The 26,164-nt window shown below is 71.3% G+C and carries 19 protein-coding genes and 1 rRNA gene; 12 read left to right on the forward strand and 8 right to left on the reverse strand.

The genetic code is table 11. The features are described 5' to 3' along the window. The first annotated feature begins 51 nt into the window (after window positions 1–51). A 5S ribosomal RNA gene (gene rrf, locus ABZ646_RS12180) occupies window positions 52–168 on the forward strand. A 108-nt stretch (window positions 169–276) separates the two neighbouring features. Here rrf and ABZ646_RS12185 read toward each other — a convergent pair. Genes ABZ646_RS12185 through ABZ646_RS12205 form a run of 5 tightly spaced genes read right to left on the reverse strand, consistent with a single transcriptional unit; the run spans window position 277 to window position 5,893 of the window. Next, window positions 277–1,587 carry a DUF58 domain-containing protein gene (locus ABZ646_RS12185; protein WP_360516537.1) on the reverse strand — a complete coding sequence of 437 codons (1,311 nt, stop codon included), beginning with the start codon at window positions 1,585–1,587 and terminating at the stop codon, window positions 277–279. Continuing rightward, window positions 1,587–2,576 (reverse strand): MoxR family ATPase, encoded by a 990-nt coding sequence (locus ABZ646_RS12190; protein WP_360516586.1) that lies wholly within the window; start codon window positions 2,574–2,576, stop codon window positions 1,587–1,589. Before ABZ646_RS12190 ends, ABZ646_RS12185 begins: the two co-directional genes overlap by 1 nt. Further along, the gene (locus ABZ646_RS12195) at window positions 2,576–3,787 is read right to left on the reverse strand and encodes a DUF4350 domain-containing protein (protein ID WP_360516540.1); all 1,212 of its coding nucleotides are present in this window, start codon (window positions 3,785–3,787) and stop codon (window positions 2,576–2,578) included. The genes ABZ646_RS12190 and ABZ646_RS12195 overlap by 1 nt, the downstream gene beginning before the upstream one ends. Then, window positions 3,784–4,512, reverse strand: coding sequence for a DUF4129 domain-containing protein (locus tag ABZ646_RS12200; RefSeq protein ID WP_360516543.1), 729 nt, complete (start codon window positions 4,510–4,512; stop codon window positions 3,784–3,786). The genes ABZ646_RS12195 and ABZ646_RS12200 overlap by 4 nt, the downstream gene beginning before the upstream one ends. A 4-nt stretch (window positions 4,513–4,516) precedes the next feature. Next, on the reverse strand, window positions 4,517–5,893 hold the full coding sequence (locus ABZ646_RS12205; protein WP_360516546.1) for a hypothetical protein: 1,377 nt from the start codon (window positions 5,891–5,893) through the stop codon (window positions 4,517–4,519). Window positions 5,894–6,033: 140 nt separating this feature from the next. On the opposite strand from ABZ646_RS12205, the gene mtnA reads away from it, so the two are divergent. The 7 genes from mtnA (at window position 6,034) to ABZ646_RS12240 (ending at window position 15,074) form a co-directional block, all read left to right on the forward strand. Further along, the gene (mtnA, locus tag ABZ646_RS12210) at window positions 6,034–7,179 is read left to right on the forward strand and encodes an S-methyl-5-thioribose-1-phosphate isomerase (protein WP_360516549.1); all 1,146 of its coding nucleotides are present in this window, start codon (window positions 6,034–6,036) and stop codon (window positions 7,177–7,179) included. 312 nt (window positions 7,180–7,491) lie between these two features. Continuing rightward, window positions 7,492–8,181 (forward strand): two-component system response regulator MtrA, encoded by a 690-nt coding sequence (gene mtrA, locus ABZ646_RS12215; RefSeq protein WP_207921802.1) that lies wholly within the window; start codon window positions 7,492–7,494, stop codon window positions 8,179–8,181. Window position 8,182: 1 nt separating this feature from the next. Then, window positions 8,183–10,228 (forward strand): MtrAB system histidine kinase MtrB, encoded by a 2,046-nt coding sequence (gene mtrB / locus ABZ646_RS12220; protein ID WP_360516552.1) that lies wholly within the window; start codon window positions 8,183–8,185, stop codon window positions 10,226–10,228. Next, a complete protein-coding gene (locus tag ABZ646_RS12225) occupies window positions 10,218–12,059 on the forward strand; it encodes an LpqB family beta-propeller domain-containing protein (protein WP_360516555.1) in 1,842 nt (613 codons plus the stop codon). The genes mtrB and ABZ646_RS12225 overlap by 11 nt, the downstream gene beginning before the upstream one ends. A gap of 121 nt (window positions 12,060–12,180) precedes the next feature. Continuing rightward, a complete protein-coding gene (locus tag ABZ646_RS12230) occupies window positions 12,181–13,110 on the forward strand; it encodes a phosphoribosyltransferase family protein (RefSeq protein ID WP_360516558.1) in 930 nt (309 codons plus the stop codon). 316 nt (window positions 13,111–13,426) lie between these two features. After that, complete coding sequence (gene raiA / locus ABZ646_RS12235) at window positions 13,427–14,119, forward strand: ribosome-associated translation inhibitor RaiA (protein ID WP_360516561.1); 693 nt, start codon at window positions 13,427–13,429, stop codon at window positions 14,117–14,119. Between the two features lie 205 nt (window positions 14,120–14,324). Next, window positions 14,325–15,074, forward strand: a complete 750-nt coding sequence (locus tag ABZ646_RS12240) for a response regulator transcription factor (protein ID WP_360516564.1) — start codon at window positions 14,325–14,327, stop codon at window positions 15,072–15,074. Between the two features lie 21 nt (window positions 15,075–15,095). On the opposite strand, the gene ABZ646_RS12245 is transcribed toward ABZ646_RS12240, so the two are convergent. Next, on the reverse strand, window positions 15,096–16,283 hold the full coding sequence (locus ABZ646_RS12245; protein ID WP_360516567.1) for a crosslink repair DNA glycosylase YcaQ family protein: 1,188 nt from the start codon (window positions 16,281–16,283) through the stop codon (window positions 15,096–15,098). 49 nt (window positions 16,284–16,332) lie between these two features. Continuing rightward, the gene (locus ABZ646_RS12250) at window positions 16,333–16,908 is read right to left on the reverse strand and encodes a GNAT family N-acetyltransferase (protein ID WP_360516570.1); all 576 of its coding nucleotides are present in this window, start codon (window positions 16,906–16,908) and stop codon (window positions 16,333–16,335) included. Between the two features lie 267 nt (window positions 16,909–17,175). On the opposite strand from ABZ646_RS12250, the gene secA reads away from it, so the two are divergent. Next, a complete protein-coding gene (secA, locus tag ABZ646_RS12255; protein WP_360516573.1) occupies window positions 17,176–20,022 on the forward strand; it encodes a preprotein translocase subunit SecA in 2,847 nt (948 codons plus the stop codon). 510 nt (window positions 20,023–20,532) lie between these two features. On the opposite strand, the gene ABZ646_RS12260 is transcribed toward secA, so the two are convergent. Next, window positions 20,533–20,997 carry an Rv3235 family protein gene (locus ABZ646_RS12260; protein WP_360516575.1) on the reverse strand — a complete coding sequence of 155 codons (465 nt, stop codon included), beginning with the start codon at window positions 20,995–20,997 and terminating at the stop codon, window positions 20,533–20,535. 460 nt (window positions 20,998–21,457) lie between these two features. Between ABZ646_RS12260 and ABZ646_RS12265 the strand changes: the two genes are divergently transcribed. From ABZ646_RS12265 to ABZ646_RS12275, 3 genes are all read left to right on the forward strand, one after another. Further along, complete coding sequence (locus ABZ646_RS12265; RefSeq protein WP_360516578.1) at window positions 21,458–21,970, forward strand: hypothetical protein; 513 nt, start codon at window positions 21,458–21,460, stop codon at window positions 21,968–21,970. 88 nt (window positions 21,971–22,058) lie between these two features. Continuing rightward, window positions 22,059–22,724, forward strand: a complete 666-nt coding sequence (locus ABZ646_RS12270) for an HAD family hydrolase (RefSeq protein WP_360516581.1) — start codon at window positions 22,059–22,061, stop codon at window positions 22,722–22,724. A 462-nt stretch (window positions 22,725–23,186) separates the two neighbouring features. Then, window positions 23,187–26,164, forward strand: a 2,978-nt coding sequence (locus tag ABZ646_RS12275; RefSeq protein ID WP_360516584.1) for an NAD-glutamate dehydrogenase domain-containing protein, incomplete at its 3' end; no start/stop codon positions are given.

Below are 26,164 nucleotides of genomic sequence, written 5' to 3' on the forward strand. Positions count from 1 at the left end.
ACAGCCCCACGTCCGGTCACGGCGTGGTGCGGCTGAACAGTTTCATAGTGTTTCGGTGGTCATAGCGTGAGGGAAACGCCCGGTTACATTCCGAACCCGGAAGCTAAGCCTCACAGCGCCGATGGTACTGCAGGGGGGACCCTGTGGGAGAGTAGGACGCCGCCGAACAAATATTGGGAAAACCCCCGCATCCGTGGATGCGGGGGTTTTCTGCGTTATGGGTCTTCTGCGTTCTGGGTACGGGAGGCCCCGCCCGGCAGGGCCTACGACCAGTGTTCAGAGTCGTCCCGCCGCCTTCAGAGCCAGGTAGGCGTCCGCCAGTGCGGGGGCGAGATCGTCGGGTGTCGCGTCCACGACGGTCACCCCGTGCCGACGGAGCTGCTCCGCGGTCCGGTGCCGTTCGCTCTGGGCCTGGGCGGCTGCGGCTGCCTCGTACACCGCGTCGGTGTCTCCACGAGCCGTGGCCATCCGGGCAATGTGCGGGTCGGCCACGGAAGCGAGGAGCACGGTGTGGCGTTGGGTCAGCTGGGCGAGTACGGGAAGCAGACCCTCTTCCACCGGGGCGGCGTCGAGCGTCGTGAGCAGAACGACCAGTGAGCGTCGGGGAGCCGTACGGAGCGCCGTCGCGGTGAGACCCCGGGCGTCCGTTTCGACGAGCTCCGGTTCGAGCGTGGCCATCGCGTTCACCAGGGAAGGAAGCACATCGCCCGCCGCGCGGCCCTGGACGAGAGCGCGGACTCGGCGGTCGTAGGCCAGCAGATCCACGCGGTCGCCGGCGCGAGAGGCGAGGGCGGCCAGGAGAAGCGCCGCGTCCATCGAGGCGTCCAGGCGCGGAGCGTCGCCGACCCGGCCGGCCGAGGTGCGTCCGGTGTCGAGAACCAGCAGGATGTGCCGGTCGCGCTCGGGACGCCACGTGCGTACCGCCACCGCTGACTGCCGTGCCGTGGCCCGCCAGTCGATGGAACGGGTGTCGTCGCCCGGGACGTACTCGCGCAGGCTGTCGAACTCCGTGCCCTCGCCTCGGGTCAGGACGCTGGTCCGGCCGTCGAGTTCACGCAATCGGGCGAGTTTCGACGGGAGATGCTTGCGGCTGGTGAACGGGGGGAGAACCCGTACGGTCCAGGGCACCTTGTGGCCGCTCTGGCGGGAGAACAGACCCAGGGGGCCGTAGGAGCGGATCGTGACGCGGTCCGTCTGGCGGTCGCCGCGGCGGGTGGGGCGCAGGCGGGTGGTGACGCGTCGGCGTTCGCCCGGGGGGACGGCCAGGCGGTGGCGTGAGGCCTCGACCTCCGTGCCGGGTTGCCAGCTGCTGGGCGGCCAGCCGTCCCGGAGGCGGGCCCGGAGCGGGCGCCGGGAAGGGTTGGTGATCGTCAGGGTGACGTCCGCGGTCTCGCCGAGGCGGGCCGAGGTGTCGCCGGAGCGGCTCAGCACGAGGCGCCGTACGGGAGCCGCGAGGGCGAAGTCGCAGGCGCAGGCCAGAGCCAGGGTGCCGTCGACCGCGAGGATCCCTGTCCAACCGGGTCCCCACAGGCCGACGGGAATCGATCCGATGGCCGCGACCAGGGCGGCCCGTCCGGTGAGGGGCATCAGCGGGGGACCGGGACGTGGGCGAGGATCGCGTTGATGACGGAGTCGGCGGTCACGCCCTCCATCTCGGCCTCGGGGCGGAGTTGGACCCGGTGGCGGAGGGTGGGCAGGGCGAGGGCCTTGACGTCGTCGGGGATGACGTAGTCGCGGCCGGTCAGCCACGCCCACGCGCGTGACGTGGCCAGCAGGGCGGTCGCGCCGCGTGGGGAGACGCCGAGGGTGAGGGACGGTGACTCCCGGGTGGCGCGGCAGATGTCCACCACATAGGCGGTGATCTCGGGGGACACGGCGGTCTTGGCGACCGCAGCCCGGGCGGCTTCGAGGGCGGCGGGGCCTGCCACGGGGCGTACGCCGGCGGCGCGCAGGTCGCGCGGGTTGAAGCCCTCGGCGTGGCGGGTGAGGACGGCGATCTCGTCCTGGCGGGAGGGGAGCGGGATCGTCAGCTTGAGGAGGAAGCGGTCGAGTTGGGCTTCGGGAAGGGGATAGGTGCCCTCGTACTCGACGGGGTTCTGGGTGGCGGCGACCAGGAAGGGGTCGGGCAGCGGGCGGGGCGTGCCGTCCACCGTGACCTGGCGTTCCTCCATGGCTTCGAGGAGGGACGACTGGGTTTTGGGCGGGGTGCGGTTGATCTCGTCGGCGAGGAGGAGGTTGGTGAAGACCGGGCCGGGCTGGAAGGAGAACTCGGCGCTGCGGGTGTCGTAGACGAGGGAGCCCGTGACGTCGCTCGGCATGAGGTCGGGGGTGAACTGGACGCGTTTGGTCTCCAGTTCGAGGGCGGAGGCGAGGGCGCGGACGAGCAACGTTTTGGCGACTCCGGGGACTCCTTCAAGGAGAACGTGTCCGCGGCAGAGGAGAGCGACGACGAGGCCGGTCACGGCGGGGTCCTGGCCGACCACGGCTTTCGCGATCTCGGCGCGCAGGGCCTCCAGGGCGGCCCGGGCGTCGGCCGGGTTCCCGGTGATCCCGGCGTTGTCAGTGGTCGGGTCCATCATGGACGGCGTACCTCTCTTTCGAGGGCGTCGAGCTGGTCGGTGAGGGCGACGAGGGCAGTGCCGTCGCCGGGCGGCGGTCCGAAGAGCAGGGGGTGCAGGGCCTGTCCGTCGCCGTGCAGGTGGGCGGAGAGGGCGGGGAGCAGGGCCTCGGGCGCGTGGGCCTGGGAGACGGGGACGCCTACAAGGGGGGCGAGGCGGGTGCGAGTGGTGGAGCGAAGAGCGGCGGCCGCGCGGTCGCGGGCGTCGGCCTTGCGGTAGAGGCGGGCGCGGCCTTCGACCGTTTCGGAGGCGCGGATCGCCACGGGGAGTTTCTCGGGCACCAGGGGGCCGAGTCGGCGTGCGCGCCAGAAGGCGGCGAGGCCCGCGGCGATGAAGAGCTGGAGAGTGCCCCAGAGCCATCCGGAGGGGAGCAGGTCGAACAGGCTTTTCTGGTCGCCCGTGCCAGTGGCGGAGGTGTCGGAGAGCGAGGGGAGGTACCAGACCAGATGGGGGCGGGAGCCGAGGAGCTGGAGGGCGAGCGAGGCGTTGCCCTGTTTGTCGAGGTGGTCGTTGAGCAGGATGTCGGGCGAGCCGAGGACGACGGTGTCGCCGCCTCCGGAGGCGGCGGGGACGCGGATCAGCGTGGCCAGGCGCTGGCTGGGGTAGCAGGAGTCGGCGTCGAGGTGGGTGGTGGTGTAGCGGATGCCCCCGGTGTCGGCGCTTCCCGCGCGGCGGGCTTCGGCCAGGTCGCAGTGCGGTTCGAGGGTGGACCTGGAGCTGGTGGCGGGGTCGGCGGTGACGCCTGGGGCGAGTCGTTCGACGGACGAGCTGCCTGCGGCGACCAGGACGGTGCGGCCGCCCGACGCGCCGGTCGCCGCCCGCAGTCCGGTCTGCTGGCGCGGTGTCAGCAGGTCGGGGACGGCGACGAGCAGCGTGGTGTCGGGGCCGGTCGCCGCGCGGGCTTCGGCGAGGGTGGTCACCACGCGGGTGGACACACCCCGGTCGGCGAGGAGTTCGGCGACGGCGCGGCTGCCGGAGGGGTCCGCGGAGCGCGGGTCGAGGGCGCCGTGCCTGGTGTCCGAGCGGATGACGGCGATGGCGACCGCACCGGCGAGCAGCAGCACCACGGCGAGGACGATGCCTCGGGTCCGGGTCCACACCTGGCGGCTGCTGGGCGCGGTGGAGGTGGTCGGGGAAGCGGCCACCCCGTGGGCCGCACCGGTGGTCATTGCGCGGCTCCCCGGCGGACGTCGTGGGCCGTGCTGGGGGTGCTGCCGGTGAGTATCGGCCTGGTGCGTTCCAGGTCGCGGTCGAGTTCGGCGATGCGTTCGTACGACGCCTGGTTCGCCCGGCGTCCGCCGTACGTCACGTCGTCGAACTCGCGGGCGGCGGAGCGCAGCCGGTCGGTGTGGGCGGGCAGCGTGCGGCCGGCTTCGGCGGCTGCCTCGTCGGCGGTGCGGCCCGGGCGGACGTCGAGCAGGGCGCGTTCTTCGAGGGCGCGGACGACGGCGCGCATGCGTTCCTGGAGGGCCTGGCTCCAGTGGCCCTGGGCGGCGTGGGCCTCGGCCGCCGCGCGGTGTTCGGCGGCACTGCGGGGACGGTCGTCGAACAGGGTGGCGCCGGAGGCGGGCTGGGGGCGGGGGGTGCCCAGGCGCCACCACAGGGCGCCCAGGACGGCGAGGACGGCGAGGATCACGATGACCAGGCCCAGTGCGCCTCCGGGTGTCGCGGACGCGGCGGCGGAGAGCAGGCGGTCGATCCAGTGGAAGACCGCGTTCAGTGCGCGCTGCAGCAGCCCGGGGTCGTTCTCGTGGTACATCCGTTTGGACAGTTCGTGCCGTGCCGCCTCGCGCGCGGGGTCGCGCGGGATGGTCACGGGTGGCTCGTCGCCCGAACCGGTCAGCGACGTCAGGGCTGCCGGTACCGCTGTGAGGACTCCCCCCGTCCCGTTCACCGCATCAGCTCCCTGGGACGGCGCCGGGGGTGGCGGTGCCGTGGGTCTCGACACCGGAGGCGCGGGCCAGTTCGAGGTCGAGGGCCTCGCGGCGGATGCGCTGGTCGATGTAGAGGAGCACGGTGACGCCGGCGTTGATCGGGAAGGTGAGCATCGAGCCGATCACCGAGCCGATGCCGCTGATGACGAGGAAGGTCCAGCCGGTGTTGGCGCTGGTGCTCTCGAGGAACCCGGAGAAGCCGTTGCCGCTGACGACGGCTCCGAGGAGGGCGAAGGGGATCACGGCGAGCGACGAGACGATGTTGGCGATGATGCCGGCCAGGAACTGGATGCCGAAGACCCGCCACCAGGAGCCGCGGACGAGCTTGGCGGAGCGGCTCAGGGACTTGGTGATGCCCTGCTTCTCCAGCATGAGGGTGGGCGAGGCCAGGGAGAAGCGGATCACCAGCCACCCGGCGACGACGGCGCCCGCGAGGATGCCGAGTCCGAGCAGGGCCGCGATGGCGCCGCCGGGGCCGCCGGCGATGGCGACGACGATGCCGGGCAGTGCGCCGGCGAGCAGGACGCCGACCGCGATGAGTCCCAGCAGGACGATGAGTCCGAACAGTTTGAGGACCTGCGGGCGGGCGTCGCGCCAGGCCTCGCCGATGGTCACGGACCTGCCGAGTACGGCGCGGCTGGTGACGGTGGTCAGCAGGGCCGTCGCGATGATGGTGCCGACCAGGGTGATCAGCAGGACGGCGCCGGAGCTGACCATGACGCCGGCCGCGGCGCGGCTCACCTCGCTGAAGGAGGCGTTCGGGTCGTTGAGGGCGTCGGTGGTCTGTGTGTCGTTCAGGACGAGGCCCTGCAGGAGGATCACCGCGACCTCGGTGACCACGGCGACCGTGAGCGAGATACCGAGGACGGTGCGCCAGTAGGTGCGCATGGTGGAGACGGCGCCGTCGAGGATCTCGCCCACGCCGAGTGGGCGGAGCGGGATCACGCCGGGCTTGGCGGCGGGTGGGGGGCCGCCCCAGCCGCCGCCCCAGGCTCCGTATCCGCCGGGGGGGCCGTAGCCGCCCGGGCCGCCGGGAGGGGTGGGGCCGCCGTAGCCTCCGTAGCCGCTGGGGGGCCGGCCGCCCCAGCCGGAGCCGGGGGGCGGTGGGGGCGGTGGTGCCTGGCCCGGTGCCGGGGGGCCGGTGGGCGCGGACCACTGGCCGGGCGGTGGCTGTTCCCTGGACCACTTCGAACCGGGGCCTTGCGGGTCCGTGACCGGCTGGTCGGCAGGCTGTTCGGCGGGCCCTGCGGGGACGGGGCGGTCGGCAGGGGCGGACGCGCCGGGTTCCCGCCCGTCGGACGGGTCGGATCCGGGCGAGGCCCAGCCCGGAGTGTCGTTCATCGAAGCTCCTTCACGGTGCCCGTCCGCGGTCGCGGTGGCAGGTTGGCTGCCATCGTGCCATGGGGTGGTCGCCCAGTGACCTGCCGCGGTAGTGGCTGCGCACCTCCAATTGTCCGCGGGATATGGGGAAGACTGACCGCATGGCTGATCAGTACGCGCAAATCGGCGAGGGCAAACGGCCGGCGGGAACACCTGTGATCCGGTGGGAGGAGCCGCCCGAGGGGCCCGTGGTGGTCCTTCTCGACCAGACCAGACTGCCGGCGGAGGAGGTCGAGCTGGTGTGCACGGACGCACCGGCGCTGGTGGAGGCGATCCGTTCGCTTTCGGTGCGGGGAGCTCCGCTGCTCGGGATCGCGGGGGCGTACGGCGTCGCGCTCGCCGCCGCGCGGGGCTTCGACGTGGAGGAGGCGGCGGCGGCGCTGGAGGGCGCCCGGCCGACCGCCGTGAACCTGTCGGTGGGGGTGCGCAGGGCCGCGTCGGCGTACCGGTCCGTGCTTGCCGCGGAGGGCGATCTGGGGGCGGCGGCCACGGCTGCGCTGGCTGCGGCGCGGGCGCTGCACCAGGAGGACGCCGAGGCCAGCGGCCGGATGGCCGAGCACGGGCTGGCGCTGCTGGACGAGTTGTTGCCCGGCGGGGGGCATCGGATCCTGACCCACTGCAACACCGGTGCGCTGGTGTCGGGAGGGGAGGGCACGGCGTTCGCGGTGGCTCTGCGGGCGCATCGGGCGGGGCGGCTGCGGCGGCTGTGGGTGGACGAGACGCGTCCGTTGCTGCAGGGCGCCCGTCTGACGGCGTACGAGGCGGCTCGCAGCGGTATGGCGTACACCTTGCTCACCGACAACGCGGCCGGTTCGCTGTTCGCGGCGGGGGAGGTGGACGCGGTGCTGATAGGGGCGGACCGGATCGCGGCCGACGGTTCGGTGGCGAACAAGGTGGGGAGTTATCCGCTCGCGGTGCTCGCGCGGTACCACCATGTGCCGTTCATCGTGGTGGCGCCGTTGACGACGGTTGATCCCGGGACGCCGGACGGGGCGGCCATCGAGGTCGAACAGCGCCCCGGGTACGAGGTGACCGAGGTCACAGCGCCGCAGGTGCCCGTGACGGGAGCGGGAGGCGGGATTCCGGTGGCACCGTTGGGGACCCAGGCGTACAACCCGGCGTTCGACGTGACGCCGCCCGAGCTGGTGACGGCCATCGTCACCGAGGAAGGCGCCGTTTCGCCCGTCACAGCCGAGGCGCTTGCCGAGCTGTGCGCCAGGTCGCGCCGGATGACCACGAGTCAGTGAGGACATGGGTTGATCAGACGTGTGGTGGCCGGCGCTCTGCTGCTCTGCGGTGGGTTGCTGAGTGCGCGGGAGCTCGAGCGGCGCGCTTCCGGCCGGAGCCGTGAGATGGGTCTGCTGTGGCTTGCAGTGGCCCTGTGCGCTGTCGGCGTGCTGATCGGCCAGGCGTAGTGGTCGACGTGCGGGCGGGTGCCGGCATCCCTTACTGACATCGACCTCGGTGGACCGGGGGCAGACAGTGACGGTTCCCTGCGACTATGGTCACTGGCCGGTGACCCTGGTCACCTGCGCAACCTTCACTGTTATGAGAATGGGATGATGTCGTTTATGAAGGGACGAGTCCTTGTCGTCGACGACGACAGCGCACTGGCCGAGATGCTCGGCATCGTGCTGCGTGGTGAAGGTTTTGAGCCGTCTTTCGTAGCCGACGGTGACAAGGCGCTGGCCGCTTTCCGTGAGACCAAGCCGGATCTGGTGCTGCTGGACCTGATGCTGCCCGGTCGGGACGGCATCGAGGTGTGCCGTCTGATCCGGGCGGAGTCCGGGGTGCCGATCGTGATGCTCACGGCGAAGAGCGACACCGTCGACGTGGTCGTGGGCCTGGAGTCGGGCGCGGACGACTACATCGTGAAGCCGTTCAAGCCGAAGGAGCTGGTCGCCCGTATCCGGGCGAGGCTGCGGAGGTCGGAGGAGCCGGCTCCCGAGCAGCTCACCATAGGTGACCTGGTCATCGACGTGGCCGGGCACTCGGTGAAGCGGGACGGGCAGTCGATCGCACTGACCCCGCTGGAGTTCGACCTGCTGGTCGCGCTCGCCCGCAAGCCGTGGCAGGTGTTCACGCGTGAGGTGCTCCTGGAGCAGGTCTGGGGCTACCGGCACGCGGCGGACACCCGGCTCGTCAATGTTCACGTCCAGCGGCTGCGCTCCAAGGTCGAGAAGGACCCGGAGCGGCCGGAGATCGTGGTGACCGTCCGTGGCGTCGGATACAAGGCAGGACCGAGCTGACATGTCCGAGGACAGTGCCGCTTCGGCCCCCGGCCGGTCCGGGGACCGCCCGGAGCGGCCTGTCGGCGGAAACCGGCCCGGCTCGCGCTTGCGGCTGCTCTTCGAGGGCGGCCTGCTCCAGGGCGGGGTCCAGGGCAGCCCGGTGCTGCGGCTGCTCCTCCGCTGGGTGCGCCGGCCGCTGCTGCCGGTCATGCGGCTGTGGCGGCGCAACATCCAGCTCAAGGTCGTCGTCACCACCCTGCTGATGTCGCTGGGCGTCGTTCTCCTGCTCGGCTTCGTCGTCATCGGCCAGGTGCGCAACGGCCTGCTGGACGCCAAGGTGAAGGCCTCGCAGTCCCAGGCCACCGGCGGCTTCGCGGTGGCCAAGCAGAAGGCCGACGAGGCGGCCGCGGCCGGCGCCGCCGACACCGCCGACACGGCGGACGGACGGCAGTCGCAGAACCTCACCTCGTGGATGAGCGACCTCGTGGAATCGCTGTCCAGCGGTGGACAGGGTGCCTTCGACGTGGTGACGCTGCCCGCGGGCGACAACAACAGCGGTGGCGGGCGCACACGTGCCTCCGGGTTCGTCGACCCGACGGCCAGCGTGCCCGCGGACCTGCGCACGCGGATCAACGGCAGCATGACTGCCGCGCAGAGCTACACGCGGATCACGTACACGGACGACAAGGAGTCGCAGCCGGCTCTCGTCATCGGCAAGCAGGTCACCGACCCGAACAACAACCCGTACGAGCTGTACTACCTCTTCCCCCTCACTCAGGAGGAGAAGTCCCTCAGCCTGGTCAAGGGCACGCTCGCGACCGCGGGGCTCTTCGTCGTCGTACTCCTCGGGGCCATCGCCTGGCTGGTGGTGCGGCAGGTCGTCACGCCTGTGCGGATGGCGGCCGGGATCGCCGAGCGGCTGTCGGCGGGGCGGCTCCAGGAGCGGATGAAGGTCACCGGCGAGGACGACATCGCGCGGCTCGGCGAGGCCTTCAACAAGATGGCGCAGAACCTCCAGCTGAAGATCCAGCAGCTGGAGGACCTGTCGCGGATGCAGCGCCGGTTCGTGTCGGACGTGTCGCACGAACTGCGTACCCCGCTGACGACCGTACGGATGGCCGCCGACGTGATCCACGAGGCGCGCGAGGACTTCGACCCGATCACCGCGCGGTCGGCGGAGCTGCTCGCCGACCAGCTGGACCGGTTCGAGTCGCTGCTCGCCGACCTGCTGGAGATCAGCCGCTTCGACGCGGGCGCGGCGGCGCTGGAGGCCGAGCCGATAGACCTCAGGGAGGTCGTGCGGCGGGTGGTCAGCGGCGCCGAGCCGCTCGCGGAGCGCAAGGGCACGCACATACGTGTGGTCGGCGATCTGCAGCCGGTGGTGGCCGAGGCGGACGCGCGACGGGTGGAGCGGGTGCTGCGCAACCTCGTCGTCAACGCCGTCGAGCACGGTGAGGGCAGGGACGTCGTCGTCAAGCTGGCCGCGGCCGGCGGCGCCGTCGCGGTCGCGGTGCGCGACTACGGCGTGGGGCTCAAGCCCGGTGAGGCGACCCGGGTCTTCAGCCGCTTCTGGCGGGCGGACCCGGCACGCGCGCGTACCACCGGTGGTACGGGGCTCGGTCTTTCGATCGCCCTGGAGGATGCGCGGCTGCACGGCGGCTGGCTGCAGGCCTGGGGAGAGCCAGGCGGCGGATCGCAGTTCCGGCTGACCCTGCCGAGGACCGCGGACGAGCCGCTGCGGGGCTCGCCGATACCGCTGGAGCCCAAGGACTCCCGGCGCAACCGGGGGGTCGACGGCGCCGGTAGCCCGCGCGGCGGCGGGGACAAGCGGGCGACCGTGCCGGTGCAGTCCGGCAGCGGCCAGCCGTCACCGCTCGCGTCGATGACGCAGCGGGCGGCCACCGTGGCGCCGACCGCCGACCCGACCGCGCTGCCCGGCAACGGCGCGCGCGTGGTGCCCCGGCCGACGCAGGGCGCACGACGTCAGGAGGGCGCGTCCGAGGTGGGCCAGGCCGGCCGGGCGGACGACTCGAACAAGCCAGGGGAGGCATTTCGTGGGCGCTGACCGCGAGGGGGGCGCCCGACGCAGACCGGTGCGCGCGGTGGCGGCGTACGCAGCCTGTGGTGTCGTACTGCTGGCGGGCTGTGCCTCCATGCCGGACAGCGGCGACCTGCGGGATGTCGAGTCCACGCCACGACAGGACACACAGGTGCGGGTGTTCGCCATGCCGCCGCAGCAGGACGCCTCGTCCACCGAGATCGTGCAGGGCTTCCTGGAGGCCCTGACCAGTGACGACCCGCACTACGACACGGCGCGCAAGTACCTGACGACGGCCGCGGCGAAGATCTGGCGGCCGGAGTCGCAGGCGACCGTGCTGGCGAACGGGCCGAGCATCCAGGCCGCCGGGCGTCCGGCCGACCAGGACGACGCGGACAGCATCACCTACATGCTTCAGGGCAGCCGGGTGGCGACTGTCGACGCGGCGCAGGCGTACTCGCCCTCCGACGGGGCGTACCGCAAGACGGTGCATCTGACGAAGGACGCCAAGAGCGGTCAGTGGCGGATCGACGCGCTCCCGCAGGGTGTCGTGCTGGGCAAGTCGGACTTCCAGCGCACCTACACGTCCGTCGACAAGTACTACTTCGCCTCGGACACCTCGGCGGGGGAGACCGGGCAGCCGGTGGCGGTCGCCGACCCCGTCTTCGTACGCAGCCGGGTGGATCCGACGACCCAGCTGGTGCGTTCGCTGCTGAGCGGTCCCACCACCTGGCTCGGCCCGGTGGTCCGGTCGAGTTTCCCGACCGGTACGGCGCTGAAGAAGGGCGTGTCCGGGCTTGCGCCCGACGACCAGAACCGGCTCACCGTGCCGCTGAACGTGCGGGCGTCCCGTATCGGTGCGGCCAAGTGCACGGAGATGGCGACCCAGTTGCTGTTCACGCTGCGGAACCTGACGCCCACCGTGGACTCGGTCGCCCTGCAGTCCGTCACCGGCGCCCACATGTGCGACGTCGACGAGGACCAGGCCGAGACCACCGCATGGCGCGCCTCCACCAAACGGCCCGAGTACCTGTACTTCCTCGACAGCAAGCACCGGCTGGTGCGGATGCCGACCGGCGGCACCGGGACCGGTGCGGTGGCGGTGCCGGGTCCGTTCGGTGTGGGCACCAAGCCGCTGCGGTCGGTGGCGGTCGCCCGCGACGAGCGGACCGCGGCCGGGGTCACCGGCGACGGCCGGTCCCTGTACGTCACCTCGCTCGCGTCGGACGGTTCGCTGGGCGATGCCGTGCTGACCAGCCACGGTGCGGCCGCCGACGACCGGCTGACGCCGCCGAGCTGGGACGCCCGGGGTGACCTGTGGGTGGCCGACCGCGACCCCGACAAGCCGCGGTTGTACATGCTGGCGAAGGGCGTCGGGCAGCCGCTGACGGTGCAGGTACCCGAGCTGAACGGCCGGATCAAGGACGTGCGGGTCGCCGCCGACGGGGCGCGGATCGCACTTGTCGTGGAGAAGGACGGCGAGCAGTCGCTGTACGTCGGGCGGATCGAGCGCACCAGGTCCGGTGACCAGCAGGAGGTCTCGGTCCTCGAACTGCGCTCCGCCACTCCCGGCTCCGAGGAGGTCACCGCGATGTCCTGGGCCGGTGACAGCCGGCTCGTGGTGGTGGGGCGGGAGCAGGGCGGCGTGCAGCAGACGCGTTACGTCCAGGTCGACGGTTCCACGCCGGACGGGCCGGCGCCGGCGGCCCTCACGGGTGTCCTCGCGATCGCCGCGTCCGAGGACGACCGGGTGCCGCTGGTGGCCGACTCGCAGGACGACGGGATCGTCCGGCTGCCGACCGGGGACCAGTGGGAAAAGGTGATCAAGGACGGGTCGGCGCCGGTCTACCCGGGCTGAGCCTCCTGTAGTTGCGTTTCCGTACACGCGGGTGAGCGAGGCCGGTCAGCCGTACGGAGTTGTCCACAGGAGGTTGTCCACAGGGGTGGCCGGTCCGGGTGGGTGTGGGCACAGTGGACACATGCGGGGGTGGTGGCAGGACCTCACCGACCTGGTGCTCCCGGCCGAGTGCGGAGGCTGCGGGGCGCCTCGCACGGTGCTCTGCACGGAGTGCCGTGCCGCCCTGAGCGGGGCCGCGCCGCGCCGGGTGCGACCGGTGCCGGAGCCGCCCGGGCTGCCGGCGGTGTACGCGGCGGCGCCTTACGCGGACGCGGTGCGGGCGGCTCTCCTCGCCCACAAGGAGCGGGGCGCGCTGGCGCTGGCCGGGGCCCTGGGCGCGGCTCTGGCGGGAGCCGTGCGGGCCGGGTCGCGGGAGGCGCGGGCCGTGCGGATCGTCGCCTCCTGGAGGGGTACCGCGGAGGGTGCGGTTACCCCGACAGGTGAGGGGCCGGACGGGGCTCGTGCCCCGGGGCCGGTGCTGCTCGTCCCGGTGCCCTCGGCGCGGTGGGCCGTGCGGGCGCGGGGACACGATCCGGTGCGGCGGATCGCCCTCGCGGCGGCCGCGGAACTGCGGCGCACCGGAGTTCCGGCCCGGGTGGTACCGGTGCTGCGGCACCGGCGGGCCGTCGCCGACCAGTCGGGGCTCAACTCCCGGCAGCGGCTGGCCAACGTCTCGGACGCGCTGGAGGTGACGCGGAGCGGTGCACGGTTGCTCGCCGGGGGCCGGGTCGTCCTCGTCGATGATCTGGTCACCACGGGCGCCACTCTCACGGAGGCGGCGCGTGCGGTACGGCAGGCGACAGCGCCTGATGGGGCAGGAGAGACGACAACGGCTGTGTATCGGCGCGCGACCTGGGAAGGAAGGGAGGAACGGACGGCCGGATCGGGAGAAGAACCATCGAAGTGGACACGGGACGCACCGGGAAAGGCCCGAGGGAACGCCCTCGCGGGGCCGGTCCGTGCGGCCGTGATCGCGGCCGCACCAGATTCTTTCGAAATGAACCGGAACTGACTGGGAACGAGCATCGTTGCAGGTAGTGACGGGACCAATTCACCTGAATGGAGGTACGCATCAGTAGAGGGTGACGACATCCGTCCGGGCGAGATATGTTCGGTTGTGAGGGAGAAAGCCGCAGGCCATGCCTCTCATATCCGAATGCCGTGCCGCGGGTTTTCCGTAATCATCGCGGTGCCGGGGTGTAGATCTTGCCCATGGGGGAGGAGGAGGTGAAGTCGCCGAGTCCGAGGCTCCGGGGTTCACCGGAGTCGGGTGCAAAAAGGGAGATGCTCCGCCAGTGGAGCGGAGCGATCCGGGAACGGAGTTCTGCGTGGACATCGTCGTCAAGGGCCGCAAGACCGAGGTGCCCGAGCGGTTCCGCAAGCACGTGGCCGAGAAGCTGAAGCTGGAGAAGATCCAGAAGCTCGACGGCAAGGTGATCAGCCTCGACGTCGAGGTCTCCAAGGAGCCCAACCCCCGACAGGCCGACCGTTGCGACCGAGTGGAGATCACGCTCCGCTCCCGCGGTCCGGTGATCCGGGCGGAGGCAGCGGCCAGTGACCCGTACGCGGCGCTCGACCTGGCGGCGGAGAAGTTGGACGCGCGGCTGCGCAAGCAGCACGACAAGCGGTTCTCGCGCCGTGGCGCGCGGCGGATCTCGGCGGCCGAGGTCCCCGACCACGTTCCGGGCGCGGCGACACTCAACGGGAACGGCAGCCCCGTCCCGTCGGACGAGACGGACGGCGTCCCCACCAAGAAGATCGGCTCGCTGGAGATCCAGGGCGAAGGCCCCCTGATCGTCCGCGAGAAGACCCACGTCGCCTCCCCGATGAGCCTCGACCAGGCCCTCTACGAGATGGAACTGGTCGGACACGACTTCTACCTGTTCATCGACTCCGAGTCCAAGGAGCCGAGCGTCGTCTACCGGCGGCACGCGTACGACTACGGCGTCATCCACCTCAGCACCGACCCCATGGTCACCCAGGCGCAACCCCCGGCGGCGGGAGGCACGCTGGGCGGCTGACGCGCCCGGCAGGCAGCTGAGCCTGTGCCCCCGGAAGCGCGTGTGCGCCCCGGGGGCACCGGTGTGCGACCACTTCGCGCCCCGCTCTGGCACCGCGTTGTCGGCCCGGCATGGAATCATGGCCGCAGTGGTCCAACCGGTGGGCCGCTGCCTTGGGTTGGCGATGGCACAGCACCACAGGCCACAGCCTTCAGGGGGAGGAACGATGGCGGAAAGCTTCGGACCGATGCAGGACGGGGATGCCCGCGACGGCGTCGTCGGCATGGGCCCGGACGCGGGCGGCACTCCACGCAAGGAACCGATCAGAGTCCTTGTCGTGGACGACCACGCCCTCTTCCGCCGTGGCCTGGAGATCGTGCTCGCCGCCGAGGAGGACATCCAGGTGGTCGGGGAGGCGGGCGACGGCGCCGAAGCCGTCGACAAGGCCGCCGACCTGCTGCCCGACATCGTGCTGATGGACGTCCGCATGCCCAAGCGCGGGGGTATCGAAGCCTGCACCTCGATCAAGGAGGTCGCACCCAGCGCGAAGATCATCATGCTGACGATCAGCGACGAGGAGGCCGACCTCTACGAAGCGATCAAGGCGGGCGCGACCGGTTATCTCCTCAAGGAGATCTCCACCGACGAGGTGGCCACCGCCATTCGCGCGGTGGCCGACGGACAGTCGCAGATCAGCCCGTCCATGGCGTCGAAACTCCTCACCGAGTTCAAGTCGATGATCCAGCGCACCGACGAGCGCCGACTGGTGCCGGCGCCGCGGCTCACCGACCGTGAACTCGAGGTGCTCAAGCTCGTCGCCACGGGGATGAACAACCGCGACATCGCGAAGGAGTTGTTCATCTCCGAGAACACCGTGAAGAACCACGTGCGCAACATCCTGGAGAAACTGCAGTTGCACTCCAGGATGGAGGCAGTGGTCTACGCGATGCGGGAGAAGATCCTGGAGATCCGCTGAGGCAGCGGAGACCGGCAGCCGTCAGCGCAGCGCGGCGATCAGGAAGCGGGTCACCTCCCGGACCAGCGGCTCGCGCAGCTCGGGAGCGTCCACGCGCTCCACACGCACCGTCGTGCAGTCCACCCAGCTCGCCGCCTCCACCAGCGCCTCCGCGACCGCCGGGACCGCCTTCGGGCCGTCCAGCGTGACCTGGCGGGCCACCAGGACCCCGCCGGCCTCGCGGGCCGGATCCACCCGGCCCACCAGACGGCCGCCGGCCAGCACCGGCATCGCGTAGTAGCCGTGCACCCGCTTCGGCTTCGGTACGTAGGCCTCCAGCCGGTGGGTGAAGCCGAAGATCCGCTCCGTGCGCGCCCGGTCCCAGATCAGGGAGTCGAACGGGGAGAGCAGCGTCGTACGGTGCCGGCCGCGCAGGGGTGCGGCCAGCACCGCGGGGTCGGCCCAGGCGGGCTTCCCCCAGCCCTCCACCTCCACCGGGACCAGCCCCGAGTCGGCGATCACCGCGTCGACCTGCTCACCCTTCAGCCGGTGGTAGTCGGCGATGTCCGCGCGCGTGCCGACCCCCAGCGACTGCCCGGCCAGCCGCACCAGGCGGCGCAGGCACTCGGCGTCGTCCAGGTCGTCGTGCAGCAACTCCTGCGGGACCGCGCGCTCGGCCAGGTCGTACACCCGCTTCCAGCCGCGTCGCTCGACACACACCACCTCGCCGTACATCAGCGCGCGCTCCACGGCGACCTTGGTGCCGGACCAGTCCCACCACTCGCTGGTCCTCTTCGCACCGCCCAACTCGGTCGCGGTCAGCGGGCCTTCGGAACGCAGCTGCTTGATGACCTGGTCGTAGACCCCGTCGGGGAGGTCGTGGTTCCAGTGCGGCCGGTCACGGTAGGCGCGGCGGCGGAACGCGAAGTGCGGCCATTCCTCGATGGGGAGGATGCAGGCCGCGTGCGACCAGTACTCGAAGGCATGGGTGTCCTGCCAGTAGGCGGCCTCCACCGCCTTGCGGCCCACGCGGCCGAGGCGGGCGTACGGGATGAGCTCGTGGGAGCGGGCGAGAACCGAGATGGTGTCGAGCTGGACCGCGCCGAGGTGGCGGAGCACGCCCCGGACGCCCGAGCGGCGGTCGGGGGCGCCGAGGAAGCCCTGTGCCTTCAGGGCGATACGGCGGGCTTCGTCCGCCGAGAGGGCGGCGGGGCGCGGAAGGGTCGTCATGTCCCGGACCCTAGAGGGTGCCACTGACAGTCCGGCGCGAGCTGCGGATTCAGTCCCGTGAAGGGGCGGGGAGGTAGGGCGCGGCCGACGGCAGGCCCAGGTCCGAGGGGAGCAGGGAGCCCACCCAGCAGTCGCGTCGCACGCCCTTGTTGTTGAGGCAGGAGCGGAGGGTGCCCTCCATGGTGAAACCCGCGCGTTCCGCGACCGCGCGGGAGGGGTGGTTGCCGACCTCGGCACGCCATTCGACCCGGTCGATCGCCATCTCGGTGAAGGCCCAGCGGGCGACGGTGAGGGTGGCCTCGGTGACGTAACCGCGGCCACGGTGTTCCTGCGCGGCCCAGAAGCCCACCTCGGCCGTCCCCAGCGAGCGCATGGTGAGCGCGAGCATCCCGGCCAGCCCCTTGGTGGGGAGGAAGACCCCGAAGGTGAACATCGAGCCGTCGGACCAGCCGTCGGGGACCATCTGCTCCGTGAAGCCGCGGGCGTGCTCCGGGAGGTAGGGGGAGGGAATCGTCGTCCAGCGCTGGATGTCGGGATCCTGGACGGCCGCGTACACCGCGTCGGTGTCGTGCGGGCCGACCGCGCGCAGCAGCAGCCGAGGGGTGGTGAGCGTGACGGGTTCCATCGGCTGATTCTGCTCGGCCCGGCGCCCGGGCCGCCATCTCTTTCGCGCTCCGTGACCGGGTGATCACATTTCGCGCAATTCCTCGGTCCGGCGCGGCACTATCTGCGCACCCCGGCCGTTGTCCCGTATGAATCGGAAAAGCAGCCGACGGTCGTCGGGCCGCCAGGCCTCCCGGCGCGCCCGGGTCCTCGCATACGATGGCCGTTGCTCAGTAAGTCACATGGAAACCGACCGTCCCAGGCCCGACCGGCAAGGAGACAAACCCCCGTGTCCGTCCTCTCGAAGATCATGCGTGCAGGCGAAGGCAAGATCCTGCGCAAGCTGCACCGCATCGCGGACCAGGTCAACTCCATCGAAGAGGACTTCGTCGACCTCTCCGACGCCGAGCTGCGGGCCCTCACCGATGAGTACAAGCAGCGCTACGAAGACGGCGAGAGCCTCGACGACCTGCTCCCCGAGGCGTTCGCGACCGTCCGCGAGGCCGCCAAGCGCGTCCTCGGCCAGCGCCACTACGACGTGCAGATCATGGGCGGCGCGGCCCTCCACCTCGGCTACGTGGCCGAGATGAAGACCGGTGAGGGCAAGACCCTCGTCGGCACCCTGCCCGCGTACCTGAACGCGTTGGCCGGCAAGGGCGTGCACCTCATCACGGTCAACGACTACCTGGCCGAGCGCGACTCCGAGATGATGGGCCGCGTCCACAAGTTCCTCGGCCTGACCGTCGGCTGCATCCTGGCCAACATGACGCCGGCCCAGCGCCGTGAGCAGTACGCCGCCGACATCACCTACGGCACGAACAACGAGTTCGGCTTCGACTACCTGCGCGACAACATGGCGTGGGCCCAGGACGAACTGGTCCAGCGCGGCCACAACTTCGCCATCGTCGACGAGGTCGACTCCATCCTGGTCGACGAGGCCCGTACGCCGCTGATCATCTCCGGCCCGGCCGACCAGGCCACCAAGTGGTACGGCGACTTCGCCAAGCTGGTCCTGCGCCTGAAGAAGGGCGAGGCCGGCAACCCGCTCAAGGGCATCGAGGAGACCGGCGACTACGAGGTCGACGAGAAGAAGCGCACGGTCGCCATCCACGAGTCCGGTGTCTCCAAGGTCGAGGACTGGCTGGGCATCGACAACCTCTACGAGTCGGTGAACACCCCTCTGGTGGGCTACCTGAACAACGCCATCAAGGCGAAGGAGCTCTTCAAGAAGGACAAGGACTACGTCGTCATGGACGGCGAGGTCATGATCGTCGACGAGCACACCGGCCGTATCCTCGCCGGCCGCCGCTACAACGAGGGCATGCACCAGGCGATCGAGGCGAAGGAAGGGGTGGACATCAAGGACGAGAACCAGACCCTCGCCACGATCACCCTGCAGAACTTCTTCCGCCTCTACAAGCGCCACGACCACAACGGCAAGGAACAGCCCGGCCTGTCCGGCATGACCGGTACGGCCATGACCGAGGCCGCCGAGTTCCACCAGATCTACAAGCTCGGCGTGGTGCCGATCCCGACGAACAGGCCGATGGTCCGCAAGGACCAGTCGGACCTGATCTACCGCACCGAGGTCGCCAAGTTCGAGGCGGTCGTCGACGACATCGCGGAGAAGCACGAGAAGGGTCAGCCGATCCTGGTCGGCACGACCTCCGTCGAGAAGTCGGAGTACCTCTCGCAGCAGCTCTCCAAGCGCGGTATCCAGCACGAGGTGCTCAACGCCAAGCACCACGAGCGGGAGGCGTCGATCGTGGCGCAGGCCGGCCGCCGGGGCGCCGTGACGGTGGCCACCAACATGGCCGGCCGTGGTACCGACATCAAGCTCGGCGGCAACCCCGAGGACCTCGCCGAGGCGGAGCTGCGCCAGCGCGGCCTCGACCCCGAGGAGCACATCGAGGAGTGGGCGGCCGCGCTGCCCGCCGCCCTGGAGAAGGCCCAGCAGGCGGTGAAGGCGGAGTTCGAGGAGGTCAAGGACCTCGGCGGGCTCTACGTCCTCGGTACCGAACGGCACGAGTCCCGCCGGATCGACAACCAGCTGCGCGGCCGCAGCGGCCGTCAGGGCGACCCCGGCGAGTCCCGCTTCTACCTCTCCCTCGGCGACGACCTGATGCGCCTGTTCAAGGCCCAGATGGTCGAGCGCGTGATGTCCATGGCGAACGTGCCGGACGACGTGCCGATCGAGAACAAGATGGTCACCCGCGCGATCGCGTCGGCGCAGTCGCAGGTCGAGCAGCAGAACTTCGAGACCCGTAAGAACGTCCTGAAGTACGACGAGGTGCTCAACCGGCAGCGCGAGGTCATCTACGGCGAGCGCCGCCGGGTCCTGGAGGGCGAGGACCTGCAGGAGCAGATCCAGCACTTCATGGACGACACGATCGACGCGTACGTCGGTGCGGAGACCGCCGAGGGCTTCCCGGAGGACTGGGATCTCGACCGGCTGTGGGGCGCCTTCAAGCAGCTCTACCCGGTGAAGGTCACCATCGAGGAGCTGGAGGAGGCGGCCGGCGACCGTGCGGGCCTGACCGCCGAGTACATCTCCGAGTCCATCAAGGACGACATCCACGAGCAGTACGCCTCGCGTGAGACGCAGCTCGGCTCCGAGATCATGCGTGAACTGGAGCGCCGGGTCGTGCTGTCGGTCCTGGACCGCAAGTGGCGCGAGCACCTCTACGAGATGGACTACCTCCAGGAGGGCATCGGCCTGCGCGCGATGGCCCAGAAGGACCCGCTGGTCGAGTACCAGCGCGAGGGCTTCGACATGTTCACCGCGATGATGGACGGCATCAAGGAGGAGTCCGTCGGCTACCTGTTCAACCTGGAGGTCCAGGTCGAGCAGCAGGTCGAGGAGGTCCCGGTCGAGGACACCGGGGCGGCCGCGGAAGGTGTCCAGGACGCGGTGCCGGCGCAGGCGGGTTCCTCGCGTCCCGAGATCCGTGCCAAGGGCCTGGAGGCGCCGCAGCGGCGGGGCATGCACTTCTCCGCGGCCACCGTGGACGGTGAGGGCGGCCTCGTCGAGGGTGACTTCGACTACGACGACGAGAAGCCGGCCCGTTCCGAGGCCGACGGCCTGACCCGCGCGGAGCGCCGCAAGCAGGCGAAGGGCAGCCGCCGCAGGAAGTGACGGCGCCGACAGCGCTTCACTGGGGCCGGCCATCCCGATGGGGAGGGCCGGCCCTTCGGCATGTGCCGCGCGCCGACGCCCGGGAGAGGCGCACCGCCGCGTTCCCGTGACGCAGGCCCACGGCCCCGCCCCGCCCGGGCGGCAAACCGGCCGAGGCGCCCACAAGGCGCGGCACCGGCCCGAGCGCCGCCCGCCCCCGGCCCGCACGATCCCGGCACACCGGCCTGCTTTCCAGCGGCCTCTCGGCGGTCCGGTGGCGGGCGTGCGGCCCCGGTGCGGTCCCGCCCGGACCTGGGACGCCTGCATGGCCTGCCCGCCACGCCCCCTTGGCCGCCTCGACACGGCCGCGACCGTCCCGGTCCCGGTCCCGGTCCCGAGCTGCCCCTTGGCCGGTCTGCTGTCTGCGGCGCTTGCGGCCGTCCCGCGGTGGGCGGGGCCGTCCGGGGCCCGCGGGCCCCGGGTCCCGTGCGGTCCCCGACGTCGGTGCGGCTTGGTGCTGGTCCTCGCTTCTCAGTCGGCCCGGGGCGGGCGGGGGCCGCCCAGTTCCACTGCGGTGCAGCGCCAGCGGAGGTCGGGGCCCTGTTCCAGGCGGAAGGCCATGGCGCGGAGCTGGTCGCCTGCCGCGATGCGGGCGAAGACTTCCAGGGCGCCGGTGCGGGGGACGAAGTAGCCGATGTCGCGGACGACGGGGTCGGTCCCGCGGGTGCGCAGGGGGCCGTGTTCGGCGAGGCGGGCCAGGTCGTCGTAGGCGGGGCCCGCGGTGTGCCGGAGCATCCAGTGGACCGGACGGCGGCCGCTCAGGACGGCCAGCAGACGCTCCGCGAAGAGGTCGGTGGGCCGTGGGCCGGCCGGGGTCGCCGGTGGGCTGAGCGGCCTGCGGGACGCGGGGGCGCCGGGGCGGCGGGAATCGCGGCGGCCGGGCGGGCGGGTGGCGGTGGGGCGGGGCTGGGCGGTCCTGGTCATGACCTTGTTCATGGGGGGTCCCCGTTCGGCGGCCCGGCTGGTACCAGGCGGTAACTTGAGGTTGGGGATCTTGTACGGGGGCCGGGACGGCGGCGGCAAGGCGAGGGCGGCCCGTGTCGGGGGCCCGGGAAAATCACCTATCCGAGTGGTCGCGGGTGGGGAAAACCCGCCGGGCAGGCGGCGGGACCGGGTGAATCGAGGGGCGCCGGGTGGACGCCTGCGGAGTCACCACCCGGGACCCGAAAGGGGACGCCCGCACGTATCCTGAAGGCCCTCCCCGGAAGCTCCGGCGATCCTCGGGAGGTGCCTTCGGAAGGCCTGGCGGTCTTCGGGAGGCCTCCTCCGAAAGACGCGGCGGTCTTTCGGGAGACCCTCCGCAGGGCCTGGCGGTCTTCGGGGGGCTCCAGAAGGCCGGACGGCTTTCGGGGCAGCGGCACCGGCAGAGTCGAAGCGTCCAGAGAGAGCGGCCAGCATGCGCGTCTACGTCCCCCTGACCCTCCCCGCGCTCGCCGAGGCGTACAAGACGGGCGAGCTGGGGACCGGTCCGTTCGTCGCCTACGCCGTCACGCCCGCCCTGCGCGAGTGGTACCTCTCCGACGACCTGGAGGAACTGGAGTACGCCGCGCTCAACCGCGCCGCGCTGGCCTCCCTGCGGCTGCTGGCCGCCGCCCCGGACGCGCCGCGGCGCCGGGTCGTGGTCGCCGTGGACGTACCCGACGGCGCGGCGGCGGCCGACCCGGACCGTGGCCTCGACCCGGCGGCCCTGGGCGAGGTGCGGGTGGCCACGACGGTGGCGCTGACCAAGGCGGCCGCCGTGCACGTCGACTCCGACGACGCGCAGGAGGACGTGACCGCGGCGGCCGGAGCGCTGCCGGCCGCGGACGGCGGGGACGACGACGCGCAGTTCGTGGTGGACGGGGCCGAGGACCACGAACTGCTCTGGTACGCCACGCAGGAGATCCCCCACCTGGTGGGACTCGGCTGACACCCACGGGAACCGCTGACACCCACGGGAACCGCTGACACCCACGGGAACCGCTTCCTTGTCAGTGACGGCGGGTAGCTTTTTCGGCATGGGGAAGCACGAACGCGCACACATCGTCTGGGACTGGAACGGGACCCTGTTCCACGACAACGACGCGATCATCGGGGCGACGAACGCGGCCTCGGCCGAGCTGGGCCTGGCGCCGATCACGCTGGAGCAGTACCGGGCGCTGTACTGCGTGCCGGTGCCGAAGTTCTACGAGCGGCTGATGGGGCGGTTGCCGACGCAGTCCGAGTGGGAGGTCATGGACGAGATCTTCCACCGGTACTACGCCGAGCACCGAGGCCGGTGCGGGCTGACCGAGGGGGCGGCCGAGCTGCTGGCCGGGTGGCGTGCGGTGGGGCACAGTCAGTCGCTGCTGAGCATGTACGTGCACGACGAACTCGTGCCGCTGGTGCGCGGGTTCGGCATCGAGCCGCACTTCCTGCGGGTGGAGGGGCGGATCGGCCCGTCCGGGGGCAGCAAGGCCGAGCACATGGTGCGGCACCTGCGGCAGCTGGAGGAGGTGGCGCCCGGCCGGACCGTGGTGATCGGGGACGCGGCGGACGACGCGGTGGCCGCGCGGGCGGCGGGCGCGAAGGCCGTGCTGTACACCGGGGGGTCACACGGCCGGGCGAGCCTTGAGGAGGCCGGCGTGCCGGTGGTGGACTCGCTGGCGGAGGCGGTCGAGGAGGCGGAGAGACTCGCGGCGTGAGCCGGAGGCTCAGGGGGCGCCGTTTTACCGCGGTATTGCCTGCGTGGGCGGTCGTCGCTGTGCAGAACGTCAAACTTGCACCCCCTGTTTTGTACACATACGGCTCATGACGGGCCCCCGGTCATGGGCGATAGCCTGGTGGCGTGATCAGCGCGATAGTTCGCGGGGGCGCCGACGCCCCTGCCCTGCGCCCGGTGAGCACGGAACAACTCCGTGACCGGGTGGCGGTCGCTGGTCTTCTCGGGCGGAGGGCGTCGATGACGGCCCTGGCAGTGGTGGCGCCGAGAGCGACGTCACACCCTCGGGGCCCGTCGAGAATGGCCGAATACCCCCCGCTCGTCTCACCCTGCGGCATAGCGTCGAAGCAGACCGGAGACCCCGGCCGTGGCGTCGAGCCGCAGGGGGAAGAGCCCGTACTTCCTTCTACGTCACGCAATGGCGCGCGACAGGAGCCAGAGGACAATGCAGACCAAGCTGGACGAAGCCAAGGCCGAGCTGCTCGATCGGGCCGCCCGGGTAGCTGAGAACAGCCCGGCCGGGGGCCACCTACCGACCGGGACCACGGGAGAGGTGGACCAGGAGTCCGTCCTCACGTTCCTCCAGCGCTACTACCTGCACACCGCACCGGAGGACCTGGCCGACCGCGACCCGGTCGACGTCTTCGGCGCCGCCGTCTCGCACTACCGTCTCGCCGAGACCCGCCCGCAGGGCACCGCCAACGTCCGGGTCCACACCCCGACCGTCGAGGAGAACGGGTGGACCTGCAGCCACACCGTGGTGGAGGTCGTCACCGACGACATGCCCTTCCTCGTCGACTCGGTCACCAACGAGCTGACCCGGCAGGGGCGCGGGATCCACGTCGTCATCCACCCCCAGTTCGTCGTCCGCCGCGACCTCACCGGCAAGCTGATCGAGGTGCTGCCCACCCCGGTCGCCGGCGAGGACCTGCCGCACGACACGCACTTCGAGTCGTGGATCCACGTCGAGATCGACCGCGAGACCGACCGCGCCGACCTCAAGCAGATCACCGCCGACCTGCTGCGCGTCCTGTCCGACGTCCGTGAGGCCGTCGAGGACTGGGAGAAGATGCGGGAGTGCGCCGCCCGGGTCGCCGAGCAGCTCGGTGACGAGCCGGTCCCCGCCGACCTGCCGCGCCCCGAGGTCGAGGAGGCCCGCGAGCTGCTGCGCTGGCTGGCCGCCGACCACTTCACCTTCCTGGGCTTCCGCGAGTACCAGCTGCGCGAGGACGACTCCCTGGCCGCCGTGCCCGGCACCGGCCTCGGCATCCTGCGCTCCGACCCGCACCACGCCGTCGACGAGGGCCACCCCGTCAGCCCGTCCTTCGAGCGGCTCCCGGCCGACGCGCGCGCCAAGGCCCGCGAGCACAAGCTCCTCGTCCTGACCAAGGCGAACAGCCGGGCGACCGTGCACCGGCCGTCGTACCTGGACTACGTCGGCGTCAAGAAGTTCGACGCCGACGGCAACGTGGTCGGTGAGCGGCGCTTCCTGGGGCTGTTCTCGTCCGCCGCGTACACCGAGTCGGTGCGCCGGGTGCCGGTCATCCGCCGCAAGGTCGACGCGGTCCTGGAGCGGGCCGGGTTCTCGCCCAACAGCCACGACGGCCGCGACCTGCTCCAGATCATGGAGACCTACCCGCGCGACGACATGTTCCAGACTCCGGTCGCGGAGCTGGAGTCGATCGTCACGAGCGTCCTCTACCTCCAGGAACGCCGCCGGCTCCGTCTCTACCTGCGCCAGGACGAGTACGGCCGCTACTACTCGGCCCTCGTCTACCTGCCCCGCGACCGCTACACCACCGGCGTCCGGCTGCGCATCATCGACATCCTCAAGGAGGAACTCGGCGGTACCAGCGTCGACTTCACGGCCTGGAACACCGAGTCGATCCTGTCCCGGCTGCACTTCGTGGTCCGCGTCCCGCAGGGCACCGGACTGCCCGAGCTGTCCGACGTCGACAAGGACCGCATCGAGGCCCGCCTGGTCGAGGCGGCCCGCTCCTGGGCCGACGGCTTCGCCGAGGCGCTCAACGCGGAGCTCGGCGAGGAGCGCGCGGCCGAGCTGCAGCGCAGGTACACCAACTCGTTCCCCGAGGGCTACAAGGCCGACCACACCCCGCGCGCGGCGGTCGCCGACCTCGTCCACCTGGAGCGGCTCACCGAGGAGACGGGCAACGACTGCGCCCTCAGCCTCTACGAGCCGGTGGGCGCCGCCCCCGGCGAGCGCCGCTTCAAGATCTACCGCAAGGGCGCGGCGATCTCCCTGTCCGCGGTGCTGCCGGTCCTCAACACGCTCGGTGTCGAGGTGATCGACGAGCGGCCGTACGAGCTGCGCTGCTCGGACCGGACCACCGCGTGGATCTACGACTTCGGGCTGCGCATGCCGAAGTCCTCGGGTGCCGCGAGCGGCGACTACCTGGGCGACGACGGCCGGGAGAGGTTCCAGGAGGCGTTCGCGGCGACCTGGACCGGCCAGGCGGAGAACGACGGGTTCAACGCGCTGGTGCTGAGCGCCGGGCTGACCTGGCGGCAGGCGATGGTCCTGCGGGCGTACGCCAAGTACCTGCGGCAGGCCGGCTCCACGTTCAGCCAGGACTACATGGAGACCACGCTCCGCCACAACGTCCACACCACCCGGCTGCTCGTCTCCCTGTTCGAGGCGCGGATGTCGCCGGACCGGCAGAAGGCCGGCCTGGAGATCGTCGACGCCCTCCTCGAAGAGCTGGACGCGGCCCTCGACCAGGTGGCGAGCCTCGACGAGGACCGCATCCTGCGCTCCTTCCTGACCGTCATCAAGGCGACGCTGCGCACCAACTTCTTCCAGGAGACGGCGGTCGGCAAGCCGCACTCCTACGTGTCCATGAAGTTCGACCCGCAGGCCATCCCCGACCTCCCGGCGCCCCGCCCGGCGTTCGAGATCTGGGTGTACTCGCCGCGTGTCGAAGGTGTGCACCTGCGCTTCGGCAAGGTCGCGCGCGGCGGTCTGCGCTGGTCCGACCGGCGTGAGGACTTCCGCACCGAGATCCTCGGCCTGGTCAAGGCGCAGATGGTGAAGAACACCGTCATCGTGCCGGTCGGCGCCAAGGGCGGCTTCGTCGCCAAGCAGCTGCCGGACCCGGCCAAGGACCGGGACGCGTGGCTCGCGGAGGGCATCGCCAGCTACAAGACGTTCATCTCCGCGCTGCTCGACATCACCGACAACATGGTGGCCGGCGAGGTCGTGCCCCCGCAGGACGTGGTCCGGCACGACGAGGACGACACCTACCTGGTGGTCGCGGCCGACAAGGGCACGGCGACGTTCTCCGACATCGCCAACGAGGTCGCCGGCAGCTACAACTTCTGGCTCGGGGACGCCTTCGCCTCCGGCGGCTTTACCAGCCACTTCGAGCTGTACCGCGCGGCCATGGCCGAGGCGTCGGCCGACAC

Origin of the sequence: Streptomyces sp. NPDC007162, from assembly GCF_040634175.1 — a bacterium.
GTDB lineage: Bacteria > Actinomycetota > Actinomycetes > Streptomycetales > Streptomycetaceae > Streptomyces.